The 22,884-nt window shown below is 45.0% G+C and carries 11 protein-coding genes; 8 read left to right on the top strand and 3 right to left on the bottom strand.

The window, feature by feature from the left end:
- Positions 1–36 precede the first annotated feature (36 nt).
- Complete coding sequence (locus EO130_RS11045; RefSeq protein ID WP_127141567.1) at positions 37–3,069, top strand: WD40/YVTN/BNR-like repeat-containing protein; 3,033 nt, start codon at positions 37–39, stop codon at positions 3,067–3,069.
- A 99-nt stretch (positions 3,070–3,168) separates the two neighbouring features.
- Here the strand turns inward: EO130_RS11045 and EO130_RS11040 are convergent, their stop codons facing one another.
- Positions 3,169–4,968, bottom strand: a complete 1,800-nt coding sequence (locus EO130_RS11040) for a glycoside hydrolase family 15 protein (protein ID WP_127141566.1) — start codon at positions 4,966–4,968, stop codon at positions 3,169–3,171.
- A gap of 102 nt (positions 4,969–5,070) precedes the next feature.
- Here EO130_RS11040 and EO130_RS11035 point away from each other — a divergent pair, with 102 nt between their 5' ends.
- From EO130_RS11035 to EO130_RS11020, 4 genes are read left to right on the top strand one after another with little or no spacing between them, the layout of a single operon-like run.
- Complete coding sequence (locus tag EO130_RS11035) at positions 5,071–7,281, top strand: bifunctional alpha,alpha-trehalose-phosphate synthase (UDP-forming)/trehalose-phosphatase (protein WP_127141565.1); 2,211 nt, start codon at positions 5,071–5,073, stop codon at positions 7,279–7,281.
- Complete coding sequence (locus EO130_RS11030) at positions 7,278–8,801, top strand: nuclear transport factor 2 family protein (protein WP_127141564.1); 1,524 nt, start codon at positions 7,278–7,280, stop codon at positions 8,799–8,801. Before EO130_RS11035 ends, EO130_RS11030 begins: the two co-directional genes overlap by 4 nt.
- Before the next feature lie 32 nt (positions 8,802–8,833).
- Positions 8,834–10,165 (top strand): M28 family metallopeptidase, encoded by a 1,332-nt coding sequence (locus EO130_RS11025; RefSeq protein WP_127141563.1) that lies wholly within the window; start codon positions 8,834–8,836, stop codon positions 10,163–10,165.
- A gap of 45 nt (positions 10,166–10,210) precedes the next feature.
- Positions 10,211–11,821 (top strand): M1 family metallopeptidase, encoded by a 1,611-nt coding sequence (locus EO130_RS11020; RefSeq protein WP_127141562.1) that lies wholly within the window; start codon positions 10,211–10,213, stop codon positions 11,819–11,821.
- Positions 11,822–11,909: 88 nt separating this feature from the next.
- Here the strand turns inward: EO130_RS11020 and EO130_RS11015 are convergent, their stop codons facing one another.
- Both EO130_RS11015 and EO130_RS11010 read right to left on the bottom strand, forming a co-directional pair.
- On the bottom strand, positions 11,910–15,293 hold the full coding sequence (locus tag EO130_RS11015) for a ThuA domain-containing protein (protein ID WP_127141561.1): 3,384 nt from the start codon (positions 15,291–15,293) through the stop codon (positions 11,910–11,912).
- 170 nt (positions 15,294–15,463) lie between these two features.
- Positions 15,464–16,732 (bottom strand): MFS transporter, encoded by a 1,269-nt coding sequence (locus EO130_RS11010; protein WP_127141560.1) that lies wholly within the window; start codon positions 16,730–16,732, stop codon positions 15,464–15,466.
- A 98-nt stretch (positions 16,733–16,830) separates the two neighbouring features.
- Between EO130_RS11010 and EO130_RS11005 the strand changes: the two genes are divergently transcribed.
- From EO130_RS11005 to EO130_RS10995, 3 genes are all read left to right on the top strand, one after another.
- Entirely contained in the window at positions 16,831–18,240 is a 1,410-nt protein-coding gene (locus EO130_RS11005) for an amidohydrolase family protein (RefSeq protein WP_127141559.1), read from the top strand.
- 14 nt (positions 18,241–18,254) lie between these two features.
- Positions 18,255–19,511: a metal-dependent hydrolase family protein gene (locus EO130_RS11000; protein WP_127141558.1), complete on the top strand. Its 1,257-nt coding sequence runs from the start codon at positions 18,255–18,257 to the stop codon at positions 19,509–19,511.
- A gap of 160 nt (positions 19,512–19,671) precedes the next feature.
- On the top strand, positions 19,672–22,881 hold the full coding sequence (locus EO130_RS10995; protein ID WP_127141557.1) for a WD40/YVTN/BNR-like repeat-containing protein: 3,210 nt from the start codon (positions 19,672–19,674) through the stop codon (positions 22,879–22,881).
- Positions 22,882–22,884 lie beyond the last annotated feature (3 nt).

Below are 22,884 nucleotides of genomic sequence, written 5' to 3'. Positions count from 1 at the left end.
CCTATGAATGTAGGGCCTTTTTTAAACTGATATGGAATGAAAAAACTACGTTACGTTTGGACCGTTCTTTCGGTCTTCTTTATTTCTGCCGGATACTCCCAAACCTTGGAAGAAATTGACGGCAAGGCTCTTTTCGGTGATTTGACAGCAAGGCATATTGGACCTGCACTGATGAGCGGACGGATCAATGACATGGAAACGCACCCAACCAATAGTCGCATTGTATATGCCGGTACTGCTGGTGGCGGTGTATGGAAATCCAGTGATGGGGGTACTACCTTCAATCCCATTTTTGATGATTACTGCCAATCCATAGGAGCAGTAGCGTTGGATCCCAACGATCCAGACAATACGATTTATGTTGGAACCGGGGAAACCTGGACCAGAAATAGTGTATCCATTGGGGATGGACTTTACAAAACCACGGATGGGGGCGCCAACTGGAACAAAATAGGATTTGAGAAATCGGAACGAATCGCCAATATCATTGTTAACCCAAACAACTCCCAAGAAATTTATGTGGGGGTGTTGGGAGCTCTTTGGGGCGATAGCGAGGAACGAGGCGTGTATAAGTCCTCAGATGGTGGTGCCACTTGGGGGCAGCTTTTGTATGTTGACCCAAAAACAGGTTGTGCCGATTTGGCAATGGACCCTACCAACCCGAATGTGCTGTACGCCTCAATGTGGGAATTTCGCAGAACAGGCTGGTCGTTTGAGTCCGGAGGCGACAAAAGCGCGTTGTACAAGTCCACAGATGGAGGAAAAACTTGGAACAAAATACACAATGGGTTCCCAGAGGGAAAATTGGGACGATTGGCCATTGCAGTGGCACCCTCAAACCCCAATGTCCTCTACACCGTTATCGAAGCAGAAAAGGACGAGCGCAAAGGCCTATACCGTAGTAACGATGCCGGTGCGTCTTGGGAGCAGTTGAACAATGATTTTGGAATCACAGTAAGGCCTTTCTATTTCTCACGAATTGTGGTAGACCCTAAGAATGAAGACGTTGTTGTAAAAGGTGGGCTAAGCGGTTCCATCTCAAGAGATGGTGGAAAAACATTCAAAAACCTCGGTAATATGCATTCCGATATACACGATATTGTCTTCAATATTAAAGATTCCGATATCATGTACGTAGGAACCGATGGAGGTGTTTATCGTACCTGGGATGGCGGTACGACCATGGAAATTGTGGAAAATCTTCCACTTTCCCAGTTTTATCAAGTTAGTGTGGACGATGCCGAACCTTACAATGTATATGGCGGATTACAGGATAATGGTTCCTGGTGGGGACCATCCTCCTCGCCCAATGGTGTTGAGGCACGTGATTGGAATTCCATAGGTGCAGGTGATGGTTTTCGGGTGTTGAAGCATCCCACCAAACCTATCATTTATTCAGAAATGCAGGGAGCAGAAAGCGTTTGGCGAATTGACACGGAACGAGAGCTTACCAAGACCATTCAGCCGCTTCCTGTTAGTGAGGACCAAAAACTACGATGGAACTGGAATGCACCGATGGCCATCAGTGCGCATCAACCAGACCGTTTTTACATGGGCAGCCAATACCTCCATAAATCGGAGGATATGGGAGATACTTGGGAAATCATCTCACCCGACCTGACCACAAACGATCCTGCCAAACAAAACCAAGAGGATTCCGGTGGACTTTCCATGGATAATTCAGGAGCCGAAAACCATACCACTATTTTTACCATTGCCGAATCCACGTTGGATGAAAACGTAATTTGGGTAGGCACTGATGATGGTAATGTTCAAGTGACACAAGATGGTGGCAAAACATGGACAAATACCGTGGCCAATATTCCCGGTTTGCCTAAAAATACGTGGTGCTATCATATTGAAGCCAGTGTTTTTGACAAAGGCACAGCCTACGCCGTTTTTGATGGTCATACCATGAACGATATGACTCCCTATGCCTTTAAGACTACGGACTTTGGCAAGACATGGACCAACATAATCTCTGATGATGTGGTTGGTTTCGCCAGAAACATCCAAGAAGATTATGAAAACCCAGACTTATTGTTTCTGGGAACTGAATTTGGACTGTACATTACCATGGACGGCGGAAAAAACTGGAAAAAGTTCACCAACAACATGCCCGCAGTGGCCGTTCACTTTATCGAACTGCATAAAAGGACCAACGATTTGGTCATGGGCACACACGGCAGAGGGGTAATCATTCTGGATGACATATCGCCGCTTCGCAGTATCAATAACGAAGTGTTGGGAAAGACCCTGCATTTTTTTGAGACACCTGATACCGAAATCAGCGAAACCAGTTCTTTCAGTGGAAATTTTGGAACTGAAACCCAATTTGTTGGGAGCAACAAAACCAAGGATGTCCAAATTAAATACTATCTGAACAAGAGGCATACCTTTGGCAAGATGACCATGGTGATTGAAGACATGGAGGGTAACCAGATTGCCGAATTAGGTCCAGGTAAATCAAAAGGCATCAACGTGGTCAACTGGAACTACACCCGAAAAGTACCTAAAGTCGCCAAAGGAAAAACATTCAGTTTTGGTGGTTTCACAGCACCTCAGGTACCCGCGGGCACCTACAAAGCGGTCATTACGAAAGGGAAGGAAACATTTGAGCATACCTTTAATCTGGTATACGACAAGAATTCACCTTTAACGGAAAAAGACCGTGAACTGAAGGAAGCAACGACCATGAAGCTATATGATATGACCCAAGAGCTTGCCTATTTGGTATATGAATTGGACGAAATCATGGAAAATGCGAATACCGCTGGTGACAAAAAAACAGCAGAGAAATTAAATAGTCTCAAAGAAACCTTGGTCATTACCACAGGCGATAATTATGTTGGGGCGGCTGAACCACAATTGCGCGAGCGCATGGCCGACCTCTACAGCAAAATCGCTTCAAGCTACGACAAGCCTTCCGCTGCGGAGCTTCAAAACCTCGAAGTGATAGCAGAACGATTCAATACCGCTAAATCGGATTTTGCCAAGTTAAAGGACAAATACCTTAAAAAGCAGGCTGTAACCTTAATGACTTTTGAAGATTTCTTGGAAAGCAAATAAGTCAACTTTTGAGCAATACAAAAAGCTGTCTGAGAAGGCAGCTTTTTTTTAAATCCATTGTTCAGGTATCTCTTAATATGGTTCAAATACTCCTCTAACCTACCCTATGGATTCCAATATTCTTTCATCCTTCTGTTTGGTGGAAAAGTTGATCGCACATTCAATCAACGCCAAGTGTGAATATGCTTGCGGGAAATTGCCCAACAATCGCTTGGTTTTAAAATCAATATCCTCACTAAAGAGTCCTAAATGGTTGCTATAACCCAATAAACGCTCAAAGCGCTCCAAAGCTTTTTCCTCTTCCCCAATCTTGAACAGGGCATTGATGAACCAAAACGTGCAGATAGTAAAGGAGGACGAAGGCAATCCGAAGTCATCCTCGTTCTTGTATCGGTACAATAAACCGTCGTTGCTTAAGCCTTCTTCAATCGCCTTAACCGTGTTTACGTATTTAGGGTCCTTGGCATGAATAAACCCGTAGGGTTCCATTAAAAGCACCGAGGCATCCAAGTGACGGGAACCATAGCTTTGCACAAAGGCATTAATGTCGCTGTTCCAGGCATTTTCGTGAATATCCTTCTTTATTTTCTGTTCAAGGGCTATCCATCGCTCCAATTTGCGCGTTTTCCCGAACATATTGGCCACTTTTATGGCCCTGTCCAACGCTACCCAGCACAATACCTTGGAAAAAGTGAAGTGCTTGTCCTCACCTCGGAACTCCCAAATGCCTTTGTCCGGCTCCTCCCAGTGTTTGCCCACAATCCAAACAATACCTTTGGTAATGCTCCACAGTTCCTCGACATTTTCGATATCGTTGCTGAAATTTTTCAACTGCTCATAAATCACATCCATCAAAATGCCATAAATATCATTTTGACGTTGTTTATAGGCCGCATTGCCCACTCGGACGGGTTTGGAACCCTTGTACCCATCAAAATGGCTCAAAGTCCTTTCTGTCAATGTTTTTTCCTTGTTGATGCCGTACATGATCTGAAGTTTTTCGTCCTTGTCGGGCATCAAATCAATAATAAACTGCAGATAACGCTTCGCTGAATTTTTGTGTCCAAGCTCCGAAACCACTTTGATTACCATCGAAGCATCCCTAATCCAACAAAAGCGGTAATCCCAGTTTCTTACTTCACCAATCGTCTCTGGCAAGGAAGTGGTCGCTGCTGCCAAAACTGCTCCAGTTTTGTCATAGGTCAACATTTTTAGGGTAATGGCACTACGGATAATTTTATCCTTGAACTTTTGGTAATCGGGAGTTTTTGCTGCCCAATCCAGCCAATACACTTTAGTGCGTTCCAATTCCAGCCCCATGGTATCGGTAGTGGGCATTATAATTTTTTCATTGTAGCAAATCAAAAAGTAACCATCTTCCTCAAGTGCAATTTCATCTCCAGCCAAAACACGGTTCTTATCAAAGGAGGTATACAGGAAAAGGGTGTCGTATTTTAATTTATGGGTAAGGCTGGCTATAAAATCCTCTTTCACATAATGTTTCGTCTCGCCGAGACCATATTCCAGCTTGGGATTGTAGTTGACCGTGAATTTTGGAGTACCTGAGATATATTTGATATAACGGATGATCTCCGGTTGCGCCTTGTACTTGCCGTTCATTTTGTGGTGGCGCGGCATAAAGTCGTGCAACTCAAAAACATTGTCACCCTCTGTAAATCGTGTAATCAGGATGGCAGTGTTCCGATAATACTCCTGTTCCACCGTATAATCCCCTTTGGGGTGCACCTCAAAACTACCGCCCTTTTGCTCATCCAGCAACTTGGCAAATATGGAAGTAGAGTCAAACTGCGGCAAACAGCACCAGTCTATGGAGCCTTCTTTGGAAATCAATGCCGCGCTTCTGCAATTTCCTATAATTCCGTAATTCAAGTTGTCCATAGCCTAAAAATTCTCAAAAGGGTTCGAATGAATTGGTTTTGCGCTCGAATTTCCCGATTTTTAAAGAAAGAAAAAATTAAAATACGTCAAAATTACCGATTCATGGCCAAAACTATCATAATCTCAAATCGATTACCCGTTCAATTACAAATTAGCAATGGAAGCCTTACTGCGATTCCGAGTGTTGGAGGATTGGCCACTGGAATGAAATCCGTGCACAGCGGAGGGGAAAGTCTCTGGATCGGTTGGTCCGGTCTTACCGACGAAGAAACCCCGGAAGAATTGGAAGGTGAAATTGATGAGGCCCTAAAAGAACATGGTTGTGCCAAGGTAAAGCTCAATTCCGATGAAATCGATGGTTTTTACTATGGATTCAGTAACCGAACCATCTGGCCGCTGTTCCATTATTTTTTGAAGTATTCCGAATTTGAACTCAACTTTTGGGATACCTACAAGGCCGTTAACCAAAAATTCGCCGACGCCATCATCGAAAATTCGGATGAGGACGATACCATTTGGGTACACGATTACCAATTGATGCTGGTCCCCCAAATGGTCCGTGAAAAACGACCCAACACCACTATTGGTTTCTTCTTGCATATCCCCTTCCCCTCATACGAGATTTTCCGGACCTTGCCATGGCGTGAAGAAATCTTGGACGGATTATTGGGGTCGGACCTCATCGGCTTCCATACCTACGATTACGAAAGGCACTTTTTAAGCTCCGTTCGGAGACTTATTGGGTTGGACGTGAGCTTTAACGAGATTTATTTGGATAACAGAGTGATCAAGGTGGACTCCTTCCCCATGGGTATCGATTACAAAAAATTTAGGGATGCCGCCGTTCTTCACGATTCCAAAAGCGTAGAAGAACGTAGTGATTTGCAAGCGCGGTTGGACAGCCACAAGGCATCGGCTCCGGATACCAAGTTAATCCTCTCCATAGACCGTTTGGATTACAGCAAGGGAATCGCCAAACGTATCAATGCCTTCGAATATTTTCTCCAGAAATATCCAGAGTACAAAGAAAAGGTTCGATTGATCATATTGGCCGTACCCTCCCGCTCCAACGTACCACAATATCAATTATTGAAAAGGGAGGTAGATGAGCTGGTAGGGCGAATCAACGGGGAACTCTCCACGGTGAACTGGACACCCATATGGTATTTTTACCGTTCCCTTCCTTTTGAAAGTTTAATTGATCTGTACACCTCTAGTGACATTGCTTGGCTTACCCCGCTTCGGGATGGGATGAACTTGGTGGCCAAGGAATACATCGCTACGCGTACGGATAAATCCGGAGTGTTGATTTTGAGCGAAATGGCAGGTTCTGCCTACGAAATGAACGAGGCACTCCTGATCAACCCGAATAATTTTGAGGAGCAAGCTGATACCCTAAAAAGAGCGTTTAACATGCCATTGGATGAACAGATTTCACGAAACACCTTTCTCCAAAAAAGATTGGAACGGTACAACGTAGAGGTGTGGGCCAATGAGTTTATGAGTGCGCTAAAGGAGAACCGCGACTTGGGAAAAGCCTTTATTTCCGAAAAAATGTCTTCTGAAATATTGCTTTCCATCGAAGAAGCCTATTCAAAATCGAAAAAACGATTACTGTTCTTGGATTATGACGGCACCTTGGCGGATTTCCACAAAGACCCACAGCAAGCCTCCCCGGACGAGGAGCTTTATGAACTATTGGATGCCCTGAACCAGCAGGAAAACACCACAGTGTTTTTGATCAGCGGACGAGACAAGCAAACCTTTGGGCGTTGGTTCCTACCCAAACACTACAACATGATCGTAGAACATGGGGTATGGATTTCCAGAAACGGAGAAGAATTTAAAATGCTGGAGCAGGTAAAAGGAGATTGGATGAACAAAATCCGTCCAGTATTGGAATCTTTCGTGGACCGGACCCCAGGTTCCTTCATTGAAGAGAAAAACTATTCCTTGGCTTGGCATTATCGAAACACAGACCCTGATTTTGGAACAAAAAGAGCCACTGAACTCAATACGGTATTGCGAAGTTTGATCGGCAATGACGATATTAGCGTTTTGAACGGGAACAAGGTCATGGAAATCAAAAGCAGCAATGTAAACAAAGGTAGGGCCGCTACCCGAATGCTAAGCGAAGATGATTACGACTTTGTCTTTGCCATCGGGGATGACTGGACCGATGAGTTTATGTTCCAAGAGCTACCAGATTCCGCCATTACAGTAAAGGTGGGACTGAAGAAAACCCAAGCCAAATACCACGTGGAAAACACCAAAAAGGTAAGGCAACTTTTAAAACGATTTACAAAACCATGAGGAGAGCCATCTTGCTTGTTTGTTTCTTCTGCTCCATCCAAGGATGGACCCAAATGGAGACGGAGGTCTATCTGTTCGACCTCGACTTTAGCAATGGAAAGCCCGTTTTGAGCAACCCGAAAAATATTTCCAACAATCCGGGTTACGACAATCAACCCTCGTTTTGGGAAGATGACCACGTGCTTTTTGCATCCACCCGTTACGATCAAACGGATGTGATTCAATTCAACGTGAGCGAAGGCAGTACTTCTTCGTGGTTGACCTATACCACAACTGGCAGTGAATATTCTCCCCTTCGTGTCCCTGGAAAAAGGGCCATTTCCGCCATTCGATTGGATGTGGACGGACTTCAACGCCTGTATGAGTACGACCTAAAAAACAGCACTTCCGAACCACTATCGGAATTAAAAATCGGTTACCATGTTTGGTTCGATAAAGAAGTGTTGGTCGCAACCGTTCTGGTACAAAATCGAATGGATTTGGTGGTCATCGATTTGGAAGAAGATACCCATACCACGGTTTTTCAAAACGTGGGTCGGTCCTTGCACCGGATACCAGGCTCTGATTTGGTCAGTTTTATCAGTAAAAAGAATTCTGTCTGGGAGATACACTCTTTGGACCCGGCAACCGGTAATACCCAAAAGATAGCGAACACCTATGGGCAGGAAGAGGATATTTCTTGGTTGGATGGGCACACGATCATAACTGGTTCGGGCAAAAGATTATTGACCTTGGATACCAGTGCCGAAGATGCCAATTGGGAGACGGTAATGGCTTTCGGACTGGAGGAAATCAACAACATCAGTCGCATAGCGATAAGTCCCAATGGCAAGCGTTTGGCATTTGTGGCGGAAGATTCTCCCGCAAAAATCATCCAAAAACAAGTAAAGGCCTTTAACAGCAGAAACTTGGATGCATTTGTGTCCTGCTACACCGAAAATGTGGAAGTGCAGCGCTTTCCCAACGAAAAAATGTACCAAGGCAACGACAAAATGCGAGAGAACTATGAACGCTTCTTCGAAAACGTGAAACAATCGAGCGTGGAAGTCGTGAATCGTATCGTTCTCGGAAATATGATAATTGATGAGGAAAGGACCATGGTCGACGGCAGGGAAGGTCATCAAGTGGCCATTTACAAAGTGGAGAGCGGGCGCATAGCTTCGATGACGTTTGTCTTTCCCGACGGACCCTTGACAGATGCGGAAACCATTGTTCAAGAGCAACTGTATGCCTACAACAACCGTGATATTGATGCTTTTGCAGAGACCTATTCGGAAGGTATTGAACTCTACAGTTTTCCAAACTCCCTTAACTCGAAAGGCAAATCCAAGTTAATACAGCAATACGGTGCTTTCTTTGACAGCACACCCGATTTACATTGTGAAATTCAGAATAGAATTTTCATCGGAAACAAGGTAATCGATCACGAATCCGTGACCGTCAATGGAAGAATTATAGAGGCTATTGCCATTTATGAAGTGGAAAATGGCGAAATTGCCAAAGTTACCTTTATTCAATAATTAATTCATAAAACTAACTAAACCTCATGAAAATGAAGAATACACTTATGCTCCTTATGTTGGCCATAGGGTCCATTGGTTTTTCCCAAACCGACACTCGAATTTACGATATCATCAATGCCGTTTCGGCCGAACGCATTGAAAGTGATGTAACCACCTTGGTCAACTTTGGAACAAGACACACCTTGAGCGATACCGTTTCACAAACGCGCGGTATCGGTGCTGCCCGAAGATGGATAAAATCAGAGTTTGAAAAGATTTCAGGCGATTGCAATGATTGTTTGGAAGTGTTTTATCAAAAAAACCTTATCCCAAAAGGCGATAACGCCCGAATCGTAAAGGATGTTGAAGTGGTTAACGTTGTTGCCATTCAGAGGGGAACCAAGTTTCCCAACCGATTTATTATTATGAGCGGTGACATTGATTCCCGTGTGAGCGATCCAACCAACTACACTTCAGATTCTCCCGGAGCCAACGATAACGCCAGCGGTATGGCCGGCACCATTGAAGCATCAAGGGTATTGTCCAAATACCAATTCGAAAGCAGCATTATTTATGTAGGACTTTCGGGTGAAGAACAAGGACTTTATGGCGGAAAAGGCTTGGCCGAGTACGCTGAGGAAAAAGGATGGGACATTGTGGGCATCCTTAACAATGATATGATCGGCAACATTACAGGAGTCGATGGCGTAGTAAGCAATAGGGATTTCCGAATCTTTTCGGAACCGGTACCACCTACCGAAACAGAACAAGAGCGCCGAGCAAGACGTTTTTATGGAGGAGAAGTAGATGGGATTTCGCGTCAATTGGCTCGATATATCTACAAAACCACCAAAACCTATATGCCCGAAATGAACCCCATGATGATCTATCGACTGGATAGATTTGGTAGAGGTGGTCACCACAGACCTTTTAACGATATGGGTTATGCTGGAATCCGAATTATGGAAGCCCATGAAAACTACACCCAACAGCATCAGGACATTCGGGTAGAAGATGGTATCGCCTATGGAGATGTTTTGGAACACGTCAATTTTGAATACGCCAAAAAACTAACGGCGGTCAATGCCATTAGCCTGGCCTCCATTGCCTGGGCGCCACCAACTCCAGAAACTGTTGAAATCGGGGGAATTGTGGAACCAAGCGCCAAATTGCGTTGGAGCAAGGTGGAGAACGCTGTGGGTTATAAAATTTATTGGAGGGATACCACCTCCCCCACTTGGGACAATTACAAGTACGTGGGCGATGTAAATGAGCACACCCTGGAAGGGATTGTCATCGATAACTTCTTCTTTGGCGTTGCTGCCGTGGGCAAGGATGGACACGAAAGCCCTGTGGTATTCCCGAATAAGATATTTAGGTAACGGTTCGCGATCCTCTTTACAGGGACCCATTTGATTTTGGTCAGTATGAAGCATACATGTTATATAGTTTTCTTTTTTGGACTGGGTATTTTATCCGCCCAAAATTTCACCAAACAGGATACACTTCGTGGTAGTATCACGCCCGAACGGGCATGGTGGGATTTGAACCACTACCACCTCAACGTCAAAGTGGAGCCATCAAAAAAGTTTATTTCTGGCCATAATGTGGTGAGGTATAAAGTGCTTGAAGCGGAGCAAACGCTTCAAATTGACCTTCAACGACCCATGGAAATAATTTCGGTTTCGCAGGATGGCAAAAAGCTAAAGTTTACTTCGGAAGGCAATGCGCATTTCATCCAACTGAAGAAAAAACAGGTTCCCGGCGATTTCAACGAATTGAAAATCACCTACTCTGGGCACCCAAGAGAGGCTGTTCGTGCCCCATGGGATGGAGGTTTTTCGTGGAAACAGGATGCGCAGGGCAATCCTTTTGTAGCTACTTCGTGCCAAGGTCTTGGTGCCAGCGTTTGGTGGCCCAATAAAGACCATATGTACGACGAAGTAGACAGTATGCGCATCAGTGTAACCGTTCCCAAGGACCTTATGGATGTGTCCAACGGGCAATTGGAAAGTGTTGAGGAGCAAGACGGTTTTACTACCTACCATTGGGTGGTGAAAAATCCCATCAACAATTATGGGGTTAATGTGAACATTGGCAATTATGTTCACTTTGGAGAAACCTATGAGGGTGAAAAAGGCAACTTGCCCTTGGATTATTACGTCCTGCCCGAAAACTTGGAGAAAGCCAAAAAACAGTTTGTACAAGCTCCTATGATGTTGCAGGCCTTTGAACATTGGTTTGGCCCCTATCCCTTTTATGAGGACGGCTTTAAACTGGTTGAAGTGCCTTATTTGGGCATGGAGCACCAAAGCTCCGTCACCTATGGGAATCAATATCAAAATGGGTATTTGGGCCGTGATCTTTCTGGTACAGGATGGGGATTGCAGTTTGATTTTATTATCATCCACGAAGCGGGACACGAATGGTTCGCCAACAATATCACATACAAAGACATCGCTGATATGTGGGTACACGAAGGCTTTACGGCATACTCGGAAAACCTATACTTGGATTATCATTTTGGAACCAAAGCAGCGGAAGAATACGTGATTGGAACAAGAGCCAATATCCAGAATGACAGTCCCATCATTGGCCCGTATGGTGTGAACAAAAGAGGTTCTGGTGATATGTACTACAAAGGTGCCAATATACTGCACACCCTTAGGCAATTGGTGGAAGATGATGAGAAATGGCGTCAAATCTTAAGAGGAATCAACAAAGAATTTTATCATCAAACCGTAACCTCACAAGAGATAGAACAGTACTTGAGCGACAAGACAGAAAAAGACCTGTCCGCATTCTTTGATCAATACTTACGTACGACAATGATTCCAAAATTGGAATACAAATTGAAAAACGGTTCCATCACCTATCGATACGTGGATATTGTGGAAGGTTTTGATATGCCCATCAGGATTTGGGAAGGAGATGCGGAAAAATGGTTGTTTCCTTCGTCTCAATGGAAAACGGAATCCATCAAGGGAACTGAACTAAAGGTTGACAATAACTTTTACATCGAAACAGAACAACTCTAAGTCAAAAGTCAAACAACATCCGTACAAACGAAAAAAGGGCCAGCAAAAACTGCTGGCCCCTTTTTATGGTTGGTTGGTTATTTACTCTTTAATTAAACTGTAGCTGTGTTATGGCGAATGGACCGAAGGATTCCCCCCCCGCCTTGTAAGTTAGATACAGCTCGGGTTGTACGCCATCCGTCTTTTCAATGGGTATGACCACTGCGGTTCCTTGACCTCCAAGTCCTGAAGGATTTAAGCTTCCAGTACCCAATACTTTACCATCAGGGGCTCCTGCCCTCAATTGCATGGTATAGGGTATGCTGGGTGGCTCTTGCCATCCCACCATGGCCATCACTCTAGAAACTCCCGACAAATCGGTGTTCTCCATTTTCAACCACCCTTCGGCAGCATTCAATAACTGCAATTGCATCCCTCCAAAGGTCATGGCCTGCATTCCTTCCGTGGGCGTACCTTCGGGAAAGGACATACTGTTACTGGCCAAAACTATCGTTTCAGAACCTGTCAATGGCAGTGCTTCTCCAGTACCTTCATCGGTATAGCTAGCGGTCAACAAGAATACTTCTCCGTTTTGCTTGGCTTCCGGGGTAACCTTACCTACCAATGGCAGGGACGGTTGTTTGTTGTCGCCGCCGGCCAAAGACTGGATATACTGAGCAATTTGTCTAGCTTCCAATTGGGTTACATTGGGATGTGCAGGCATTACCACTTCGCCCCAAACACCTGAACCACCAGCTATGATTTTGGCCATCAAGTAATTGGTGATTCGACGATTTCCCTTGTACTTCTCCGAAACGTCATAATAACTTGGCCCAATAGATGCCTCTTTTTCCTTATGGCACGATTTACAATCCAAGCTCTGGGTCAACGCCTTGCCCATCACGGCCCCTGATACTTGTTGATGGCCCAAGTTCATGTTCACCTCATCCATTCCAGAACGATACTCCACGGAAACATACACGTTGTCCTCATCTACCTCACTATCGGCATCGGTCACGGTAACTTTATAATTAATGGGCTGACCGGGAATATAGAACGATGAATTGGCTTGCTCCAGGTCTACTGTGACCTCAGGTCGCTCATTCCCAGCGATTATGGTCTTATCCAAACTGGACACCGCCTCTCCTGCCACATCTTTTGCGGTTACGTTCAATTTATAAGATCCAGCCTTGTTATAGGTATAGGTCAAAGTGGGTTCTTCCGTTTCTTGAGTGGTACCGTCTCCCAAATCCCAAACATAGGTCATGCTATCTCCTTCCCTATCGTACGCTTCAACCGTTGCGGTAAGGGTCAGGGGAAGTGACCCAGCATCTTTGTTTACGATAAAACTGTCGATGACCGGAGCACGGTTGCCCCCGTTGTATTCAATGTAGCTCAATCCGCTATCAGGATTGGCCGAGAACCAACCACTTCCATATTCCAACAAGTAAACGCGTCCGTCTGGACTCATTTCCATATCGATTAGATTGTGGAGCTCAATGTCTTTCGCAAAGGGTTCCATTTTATTGAAAGTACCATCTTCGAACAGGTGCACGGCCATCATCCAGCCACGCATCCAATCATAAATGATTACTTTTCCGTCGTAGTATGAGGGCAGACCTCCTCCATTGGGATACATATCGGACCAGTAGGTTGGTCCTGCCATGGCGTTACGGCTACCTGAACCTACCTGTGGAAAGTCCTGGATTTCGCCATAATGATAGTACACGTAAGCCGGTTTGGCCGGGGGCAATTCCCTTAATCCGGTGTTGTTTTTGGAATCATTGATAGGCTTTTCGGGGTCAAACCGTCGTTCCGTCTCCCCCGTTTCGTAATTGTATTTGCTGTAAGCGAAGTTGTCACCAATGAACATAGGCCAACCAAAATTACCTGCCTCTCGAGCTTGGTTCATTTCATCATATCCTCTTGGACCCCTTGTTTTCAAGCTATCTACACGCGCATCAGGTCCTACATCGCCCCAATACACATATCCACGTTTCATATCCACGGAAATCCGGTATGGGTTTCTATGTCCCATGGTATAGATCTCAGGCCTGGTTTTTTCGGTACCGACGGGAAACAAGTTTCCTTCTGGGATATCGTAACTACCATCCTCTTTTACTTTAATTCGAAGAATTTTACCTCTTAAATCGTTAGTGTTACCAGAAGAACGTCTAGCATCAAAATTTTCCTTTCCGGGCATATCGTTCAATGGAGCATAACCGCTGTTCACATATTTGGCCTCTTTATCATCGAAAGGAGTTGAGTTGTCACCAGTTGACAAATACAGCAGCCCATCAGGTCCGAATGCAATGGAACCTCCGGTATGGCAGCAGATTTCACGTTGGCTATCCACTTCAAGTATCACCTGCTCCGAATCCATATCAAAATTTCCATCTTTGTATTTAAATCGTGATAAGCGGTTCACCCATTTATCGCCTGTTGGCGCATAATAGAGATATATCCAGTTATTTTCTGCATAATTGGGGTCCTTTTGAAGTCCCATAAGACCTTCTTCGGCGTTGACTCCCGGTGTTTCCAATGTTTTGTGGTATACATCCAAAAAGGCGACCTGTTTCAACTCTTGGGTCTCGGCAACATAAAGCATTACCTCTCCCCTACGCTGGGCGACCAGAACATCGTTATTCGGAAGTACGGTCATTTCTGTAGGCTCGTAAAATTGTCCAGTGGAAAGTGTCACTTTGCTAAAACGGTTGGCCTCTGGTGGCACCTGCGATTTGGCTTTGGCGTAATCCAATTCCAAGTTTTTTCCAATGACATAATTGATTCCTCCCAGAACATGGTTCAGAAACAATTCTTCGGTATAACTTTCATCTGTATGCCCTGCAGCTGTGTAAAAAGCACGTCCACCATCAAACTCGTGGTACCAGGCCATAGGATGATAATCGCCGTTTTCACCACCTTCGTAGGTAGATTCATCGACCGTCACAAGAACATTTACATCCTCATTGAAATTTTTGAAATTGTAGAGTTCGTCCGTTCGGTGCCAAATGGAATCCGTAAAAAATGAGGTGGCCGGATGGTTTGTATCCTTAATAATAAAATCGGCTTCCGGGGTGCCTGCCGGGTGGCTGAGGAATTGTGCCCCCACCAGTTTGTTGTACCATCCCCAATCGTATTCGGTGTCGGTGGCCGCATGGATACCCACAAAACCTCCACCAGATTGAATATATCGTTCAAATGAGGCCTCTTGGGCTGCTTCCAAAACGTTACCAGTGGTACTCAAAAATACTATGGCAGAATATTGCGCCAAGTTTTCGTCGGTAAACAAATCCCCGTTCGTGGTCGTATCAATGACAAAATTGTTTTCCTGCCCCAATTTTTCCAACGCAGCAATGCCGGCTGGAATCGAAGCGTGCTTAAAGCCCATTGTTTTTGAAAAGACCAAGAGCTTTGGCGGGCCTTGACGTTTGTTTTCACAGCCAACCAATACAAAAAGGAGACAAAAGGCCCCTAAAATGTAATTTTTCATGTGCATAAATAATTGTTGTAAAGTTTAGTTTTGATTACCAGCAAAATGCTGATGAAGTGGCAATATAATTACAATTTTGCTGAAAACTAGTTTCTATTGTCTCAAATTGTAAAAATAAACGATTTGTTCGCTTTCCTGATGTTCTGTAACTCGTTTAGCGTGGTAATTCCTTAGTTCTTTTTAGGTTCTTTGCCATATTTTCGATGATAGATAAAGGCAGCTACTCCGCCCACAAAAGCAAATATGCTCAACATCCAAAACACGTTTTGATGGCCCAGTTCTTCTCCAGGATGGGCATCCAATAGCATTCCATAAGCTGGACCAGCGAATACATCTGGGGTGTACCCGATCAAGGAAATCACTCCAACGGCGGTTCCCGTAAGCGTCAATGGGATTTTTCCGGCTTGCATCACCCCAAAGTACAAGGCCCGTATGGCATATACTCCAACAGCAATAATCAATACGGAGATAAAAAACAACGTTATGGTAGTTGGGGCTATCACACCGCTGGCAAAGAGCAGTCCACCTATCAAGGCAAAAACAAATCCAACGAACAGCAACCATGTAATCCTCAGTCTGTCTGCAATAAGCCCAAACAGAATGCCCGTGGCGGGCCGTAAAAATTGCAACAGAGTTCCCACCTTGGCCGCTTCTACTTGATTGTACAACATTACTTCTTCTGCATATTGTGAGATAATATCGGTGATTTTATATCCCACATACCCACAAAGAATGATTATCATCAAAAGCCACACCGATGGTAGCTTCAGAACTTGTTTGACATCTTTCCAAGATATTCGTTCAAGGATTACCTCTTTCTCCCCATCCCCGGTCTTCATGAAAAACCAGACCAGAATACCCACCAAAATAATGATGATGGACACAGTATACAGTACATAGGTGAACGCTGCTTTTCGGTCGGGCAAGTCAGCTACATCCGCCGAGGTCGTCAAAAAAAATGAAAAAATCAAAACTCCCAACAAACTGAACAATGCGCCCGTTAGGCCCCGTCCACCGTCTAAAAAACCGAAGGCCTTTCCCTGGGAATCAGTCCCGCCCCAAATTCGGGTTGCCTTGATCATAGGCGCCCAAAAAAGAAATATAGTGGTGAATCCCCACCACCCATAGAGTATCTGAAGCACCCATAATGCTGGGTACTGGGCAAACAAAAAACCTCCCAGTGCTGTCATCCATAAAGCAACGGCTATTAACTTTCTGGGTTGGTACTTGTCGGCCAAAGGACCTCCAAAAACATATGAGACCATGGCAACCAGGCCATAAACCGAAAAGCAAAGTCCCAACTCCACATTGTCCAACTCCAGCACATCCAGAACAGTAGGCCTAAACACGCGGGGCAATACGAAGGGTAGAATAAAAATGGCCTCACCCGAGAGAATCAATAAAACTAAATAGAACCAACTCGGTTTCTTTGCCTTCAAACTTTGGTTTTTGTTAAAAGTCACCAAAAAAGCCGAGAAACACAAAAAGCATCAAAATAAAAATCAGGTATCTTTAAGGATTCTTAAATCAACCACATATGATTCGACTATTCGTTTTCTTCCTAGTTTTTATCCTTGCCAGCTGCAAAAAAGAAAATGTCAACACCTATGATGTGGCCATAACCAACGCGCAAGTGATACATCTGGAAAACGGTACGGTCAAAAATCAAAATATTTTCTTGGTGGACGGAAAAATAGCTGCCGTGCAAGGGGTGGATTCCACTCAAGAATTCAAGGCCAGGACTACTATTGATGCCTCTGGAAAATATGTAATGCCCGGATTTTGGGACAATCATATCCATTTGCGTGGGGGTGATAGCTTGATTGGAAACAACGAGAACTTTTTAAAACTATTCATCGCCAATGGAATCACCACGGTACGTGATGCCGGTGGGGACCTTACGCATGCGGTGATGAATTGGAAGACAAAAATAGCTGCCGGAGAGCTGAACGGACCTACGATTTTTACCGCCGGTCCCAAAATTGATGGGCCCAATGCCAGTTGGGCAGGTTCATTGGAAGTAGAAAACGAGCAAGATGTGTTGCAAGCACTGGATTCTTTGGAAGCCCTAGGTGTTGATTTCGTGAAAATATATGACAGTAGGATTTCTCCTGAAAACTATCTCAAATCCATAGAGGAAGCCAAAAAGAGAGGGTTTACCGTATCGGGACACATGCCGTTTACCGTGACCTTGGAAGAAACAGTGGCTGCTGGCATGGATGGTATTGAGCATCTATATTACATAATGAAGGGCTGTGCTGCTAATGAAGCAGAGGTCACGGAAAAACTAAACAAGGGTGAAATGGGGTTTTGGGATGCCATGCCGGCACTTATGGGTGTTTATTCGGATAGTACGGCCCAAGCTACCTTCAGCAGGTTAAAGCAAAATGATGTTTTTGTGGTTCCCACGCTTTACATTGGCAAAACATTGAGTTATTTGGATGAAGTTGACCACAGTAACGACGAATACCTCGGCTACATGGGCCGCGGCATCATCAAGACCTACCAAGGCCGTATCCAATCTGCCCTTCGGGCATCGGAGGAATCAAGGAAAAACCGAAAACAGTTGGATACTTTTTTTGGCCAACTGGCCAAATCCCTAGACTCGGCTGGGGTTCAACTATTGGCAGGATCGGATAGTGGCGCCTACAATTCCTATACCTACCCTGGGATATCGCTTCACCAGGAGCTGCAAACCATGGTAGCCAACGGAATCTCTCCCTTGAATGCCCTTCGTACCTCAGCAGTTAATGGTGCCAAGTTCCTGAATCAGACCGAAGATTATGGCAGTATTTCCGAGGGGAAAGTTTCGGATTTGGTCATTTTGGAGGCTAATCCCTTGGAAAATATCGAACATACCCAAAACATACATGCCGTCATCAAAGGCCGTCAAGTATTTTCAAAAAACCAACTACAGGAATTGCTCGATAGTTCCAAAATGGATTAACAATCAATATCAATATGCACCCACAACATTTTATCCTGTTTCTCTTTCTACTGATTTTGAATCAAATTCACTCCCAAACCTTATTGATTCCCGATAGGGTATTTGATGGCAAGGAAATGCATATCGATTGGGTAGTCGCTGTTGATTCGAACCGAATTACCCACGCAGGACCCTTGGAAAAACTGAAAAATGCAGGGTCTTACACTGCAATCAAACTTGAGGGAATGACGCTGATGCCGGGCCTCATAGAAGGTCATTCACATCTGCTCTTGCACCCTTACAATGAAACAGACTGGAACGACCAAGTGCTGGAGGAATCACCTGTGGAAAGAGCTATTCGCGGCGTGGTACATGCCGAAAAATCCTTGTTTGCAGGAGTGACAGCCATGCGTGACCTTGGCTCTGAAGGGGCGGGCTACACGGATGTCTATCTAAAAAAGAGCATTGATGAAGGATTAGTTCCAGGACCGCGCACTTTAATGGCCGGGCCTGCCATAGTCGCTACTGGAGCCTATGGCCCAAAAGGCTTCCATGATGCGGTAAAGGTACCCTTAGGAGCAGTTCCTGTAACCGGAAAGGACAGGGCGATGGAAGAAGTCCGCATCCAATTGGGCAACGGCGCTGACCTGATCAAAATATATGCCGATTACCGCTGGGGAAAGGATGAACCCTCCAAGCCTACCTTTTTACAGGAAGAAATTGATGCCATGGTAGCAACAGCAACTACAGCTGGTCGCTATGTGGTGGCCCATGCCAGTACTCCGGAAGGGATGCGCAGGGCAATCCTGGGTGGTGTGGAAACGATAGAACACGGAGACGGAGGCACTGCAGAGATTTTTGAATTAATGAAAACAAAAGGAGTGGCCCTTTGCCCTACCCTGGCCGCAGGTGATGCCATAGAACAATACAAGGGGTGGCAAAAGGGCAAAGAACCCGACCCAGAACGCATTGCCAAAAAGAAAAAATCGTTTGCATTGGCCCTTGAATCTGGGGTGGAAATTGTTTTCGGCGGAGATGTTGGTGTCTTTACCCATGGTGAAAATTATAGGGAACTGGAATTGATGGTCGATTATGGCATGAAACCTTTACAAGCATTGCAATCCGCCACTTCTGTAAACGCAAGGATTCTACATTTTCAGGAATTGGGGATGATTCAAAAAGGATATTTGGCGGACATTATAGCCGTGGAAGGCAACCCCGTTCTGGATATTTCAAAAATACGGCAGGTAAAATTTGTGATGAAGGACGGTACGATTTATAAGAATGAGTAATACTCCTGTCATCAAATCCTAGGTTTCATTAACATCCCTTTAAGAAATGAGGCAAGTGTTTTTGGTATCTTTAGGCGGCAGATTTATTTAGGGGCTTTCCAAAAAAGAATTTAGTCCCATTAACTGCCCAATTAACTCAGAAAAACTACAAACCCAACTAATGAAAAAATCAATCTTCTTTGTATTGCTGCTGATTGCTGCCAGTCTTTCAGCGCAGGAATTCAGTATGGATCTGGTTCAAGACATGAAACCAAGAAACATAGGTCCGGCCGGAATGAGCGGACGCGTAACTGCCATTGATGTGGTCCATTCCAATCCCGATGTCATGTTCGTCGGAACTGCTTCTGGCGGTTTATGGAAATCCACTTCAGGCGGTATCAAATGGGAGCCCATTTTCGATAATGAAGTAACTGGGTCCATCGGTGCGGTGGCCATCCAACAATCCAATCCATCCGTTATTTGGGTGGGTACCGGGGAAGGTAACCCTAGAAACAGTTTGAACGGAGGTTATGGTATCTACAAATCCTTGGATGGCGGAAAGAGCTGGAAATCCATGGGCTTGGAAAAGACAAGGCACATCCACCGAGTAATTATTGACCCCACCGACCCCAACACCGTTTATGTGGGAGCAATAGGGTCCCCTTGGGGCGAACATCCTGAACGTGGTGTTTTCAAGACCACAGATGGAGGTGAAACCTGGGAAAAGGTCCTTTTTGTAAACAACAAAACAGGCGTTGCCGATTTAGTAATGGACCCCACCAATCCGAATAAACTGATAGCTGCCATGTGGGAGCACAAACGTGAGCCATGGTTCTTTACCTCTGGAGGTGAAGGAAGCGGACTGCACATGACACATGATGGTGGTAAAACATGGAAAAAAATTACACCCGAGGACGGTCTTCCCAAAGGAGATTTGGGAAGAATCGGGATAGCTATTGCACGTAACAAACCCAATATTGTTTACGCTTTGGTAGAAGCCAAGAAAAATGCCCTATACAAATCTACCGATGGTGGTTTTACATGGGAAAAAATCAACGATAAGGATGATATAGGCAACCGTCCGTTCTACTACTCCGAAATCTACGTAGATCCCCAAAATGAGAACAGGATCTATTCTGTATTTACCTACATCAATGTTTCGGAAGACGGCGGTAAAAATTTCACCCAATTGATGCCAGCCTATGGCGTTGACAATGGCGTTCACCCCGACCACCATGCGTGGTGGATTCACCCAGAAAACGGCCAATTTATGTTGGACGGTAATGATGGAGGGCTCAATATCACCAAAAATGGCGGGAAAACATGGCGCTTTATTGGAAACTTGCCCGTAGCGCAGTTCTACCATATCAGCACCGATAACGAATACCCCTACAATGTGTATGGAGGTATGCAAGACAACGGTTCTTGGAGAGGGCCTGCCTATGTTTGGAAACAGCAAGGCATTCGCAATAGCTACTGGCAGGAAATCGCTTTTGGCGATGGATTTGATGTGGTTCCCGACCCAGATGATAGCCGCTACGGTTACGCCATGAGCCAACAAGGATATGTAAGCCGTTATGACTGGCAAACGGGTGATGGCTATATCGTTCGGCCTACCCCACCAGATGCGGACACCCAACTTCGGTTCAACTGGAACGCAGCCATTGGTCAAGATCCGTTCAACAACAGCACGGTCTACTTTGGAAGTCAGTTTGTGCACAAATCCACGGACAAAGGTTTGACATGGGAAGTGATTTCCCCCGATTTGACGACCAACGATAAGGAAAAACAAAAGCAGAGCGAAAGCGGAGGTCTTACCATGGATGCCACAGGTGCAGAAAACCATTGTACCATTATTGTTATAGAACCATCCCCTGTAGAGCAGAATATGCTTTGGGTAGGAACCGATGATGGCCGGGTACACTATACCCTAAACGGAGGTGACACATGGGTCGAGGTTACCAAAAACATAAAAGGATTACCTACGGGGAGCTGGATTCCACAAATAAAAGCATCCCAGAACAACAAAGGAGAAGCCCTTTTGGTAGCCAACGATTATAGACGGTTCAATTATACACCCTATGCCTACAGGACCAAGGATTACGGAAAAACTTGGACCCGTATCGTTGATGAAAATGATGTAAAAGGCTACACGCTTTCCATTATTGAAGACCCGAAAAATCCAAATTTGATGTTCTTGGGAACTGATGATGGACTTTATATTTCTTTGGATGCCGGAAGCAACTGGAAAAAATGGGACAAAGGTTTCCCAACGGTATCCACAAAGGATTTGGCCATTCATCCAAGGGAACAGGATTTGGTCATAGGAACCTTCGGTAGGGCCGCATGGGTGTTGGATGATATCCGCCCATTGCGAAAATTGGCAGGCAACACTTCCGTTTTGCAGAAAGACATCAGTTTGTTCGACAGCCCGGATGCCTACCTTGCCGCCTATCAACAGCCTACAGGAGGCAGGTTCGGAGGGGACGCCATCTACAGTGGTGAAAACCGTGAATCTGGGGCGATGATTACCTACTACTTGAAAGAGGGTAGCCAAAAAGACAAGGAAGAGGCCAAAGAAGACAAAGAGGAGGACGAGAAAAAGGCTGATGGTGAAAAATCCAAAGAAAAAACAAAGGATTCCATCTTTTTTGAGTTTTATGATGGCGATAGGCTCATCAGAACCGTGAAATACAAAACTCCAGAGAAGGCTGGTTTCCATAGGATTTATTGGAACTTGGATGAAAAAGGTCCAGACCGCCCCTCCAGAACCATCAGTAAAAGAAACCGGGAGCGCGGTGGCGTAGAGGTAAAGCCCGGCACCTACCAAGTTAAGGTGATGTATGGGGAGTCGACCGATTCCACTTCGGTTACAGTGAGGACCGACCCAAGATTGGATGTAAACCTAGCTTCCATCAATGAAGTGTACGAAACCAGCAAAAAGTTGGAAAGTTATACCCAAACCGCTGCAGATGCCGTAAAACAATTAGTGGAAAGCAAGGATTTGGCCAACAAGTTCAAAAAAGAGCTCAAAGCGTTGGACGAAGAAAAATTTAAAGAACAAATCAAGGCATCAGAAGCCATTGTAAAACAGATTGATTCCGTTGTGGCCCTGTATTTGGGCAAAGAGGACAAACGTCAGGGCATTACGGATGACCCAGAACCCAATGTGATGACCAGATTGGGCAATGCCTCCTATTATGTGGGCACCCGAAAATCTGGAATAACGGCAACTGAACGTAGAATGATTCGGTTTGCCGAAGAAGAACTAAAGGCTGCATTGGACAAGACCAATGCCTTCTTTAATGACGAATGGAAATCGTACCGGACTTCCATTGAATCATTGGACCTTTCTCCATTTAAGGAGACAGAACGCTTTAACCTAAATTAAAGA

This window comes from Flagellimonas marinaquae, from assembly GCF_003992675.1.
Classification (GTDB): Bacteria; Bacteroidota; Bacteroidia; order Flavobacteriales; family Flavobacteriaceae; genus Flagellimonas; species Flagellimonas marinaquae.
Note: the sequence above shows the minus strand (reverse complement) of the source record. Positions and strands in the feature narration are given on the sequence as shown.

Bases quoted from the DNA above. Each gene is read 5' to 3' on its own strand.
- EO130_RS11045 (WP_127141567.1), top strand. From the start codon at position 37: ATGAAAAAACTACGTTACGTTTGGACCGTTCTTTCGGTCTTCTTTATT.
- EO130_RS11040 (WP_127141566.1), bottom strand. From the start codon at position 4,968: ATGGACAACTTGAATTACGGAATTATAGGAAATTGCAGAAGCGCGGCA.
- EO130_RS11035 (WP_127141565.1), top strand. From the start codon at position 5,071: ATGGCCAAAACTATCATAATCTCAAATCGATTACCCGTTCAATTACAA.
- EO130_RS11030 (WP_127141564.1), top strand. From the start codon at position 7,278: ATGAGGAGAGCCATCTTGCTTGTTTGTTTCTTCTGCTCCATCCAAGGA.
- EO130_RS11025 (WP_127141563.1), top strand. From the start codon at position 8,834: ATGAAGAATACACTTATGCTCCTTATGTTGGCCATAGGGTCCATTGGT.
- EO130_RS11020 (WP_127141562.1), top strand. From the start codon at position 10,211: ATGAAGCATACATGTTATATAGTTTTCTTTTTTGGACTGGGTATTTTA.
- EO130_RS11015 (WP_127141561.1), bottom strand. From the start codon at position 15,293: ATGAAAAATTACATTTTAGGGGCCTTTTGTCTCCTTTTTGTATTGGTT.
- EO130_RS11005 (WP_127141559.1), top strand. From the start codon at position 16,831: ATGATTCGACTATTCGTTTTCTTCCTAGTTTTTATCCTTGCCAGCTGC.
- EO130_RS11000 (WP_127141558.1), top strand. From the start codon at position 18,255: ATGCACCCACAACATTTTATCCTGTTTCTCTTTCTACTGATTTTGAAT.
- EO130_RS10995 (WP_127141557.1), top strand. From the start codon at position 19,672: ATGAAAAAATCAATCTTCTTTGTATTGCTGCTGATTGCTGCCAGTCTT.